We start from the raw sequence: 1,092 nt of genomic DNA on the forward strand, positions 1-1,092 counted from the left end.
GCCCGAACGGCACATAGTCCTGCCCGGCGAAAGTCCCCACCAGCGCCCGGTGCGGCGCCGCGACACCCTTCGGCACACCCGTGGAACCCGACGTGAACATCACGCACGCCACATCGTCCGCGCCGACCGGCGCGTCCGGTGTTCCCCTCTGCGTGCCCGGGTACTCACCGTCGTCGCAGCCGGCCAGGCCTTCCGTGCACCAGATGCCGGAATCCACCGCGCCGTCGAGACGTTCCCGGCCGGCGGCATCGGTCAGCACGACCCGGGCCCGGGTCTGGGCCACCACCCCGGTCAGGCGAGCGAGCGGGAACAACGGATCCAGCACCGTGTAGGCCGCACCGCACCGCAACACCGCCAGCAAAGCCGTCACCAGGTCACGACCCCGCGGCAGACACACCCCCACCACGTCACCACGGCCGATCCCCTCCTCCCGCAACGCATCCCGCAGTGCCGCCGACCGGACGTCGAGCTCGCCGTACGACGTACGCCGATCACCGGTCACCAGGGCCACGGCGGCCGGGTCCGTGCGCACCTGGCGGGCGAAGGCATCCCCCACGCAAACGGATTGGGCCCCGAGCGCGGGCCCGGTCTGCCACTGCCGCAGGGCCGATCGCTCGTCCGAACCGAGAAGATCGACCTGGGTGAACGACCGGTCGGGTTCCTGGGTCATCGCCTCCAGCAGCAGGACGAACTTCGCCGCGATCGCCTGTGCGGTCCGGCGGTCGAACAGATCGGTGGCGTACTCCAGGATCAGCCCCAGTCCACCGCCGGCCTCCTCCAGGAAGAAGGTCAGGTCGAACTTCGCCCAGTCCTGCCGCAGCGGGTGGTCCCGCGTGTTCACACCGGGTAGGCGGAACTCGGCCGCCGCGTTGTTCTGGAGCACCAGCATGGTCTGGAACAACGGATGACGGGCCGAGGACCGCTCCGGATTCAGCGCCTCCACCACCTGCTCGAACGGAACATCCTGATGCGCATACGCTTCCAGCGCCACTTCCCGAACCCGGCCCAGCAGCTCCCGGAACGAGGGATCCCCACTCGTGTCCGTCCGCAACACCAGCGTGTTCACGAAAAAGCCGACCAGATCGTCCAGTT

1 protein-coding gene is annotated in these 1,092 nt (G+C 69.3%); it reads right to left on the bottom strand.

Annotated elements, in window-relative coordinates; all coding sequences use genetic code 11:
* Positions 1-1,066: AMP-binding protein (locus LR393_RS34765; protein ID WP_231489480.1), on the bottom strand; the 1,066-nt coding region annotated here is incomplete at its 3' end.
* Positions 1,067-1,092 lie beyond the last annotated feature (26 nt).

This window comes from Kineosporia mesophila, assembly GCF_021129235.1.
GTDB lineage: Bacteria > Actinomycetota > Actinomycetes > Actinomycetales > Kineosporiaceae > Kineosporia > Kineosporia mesophila.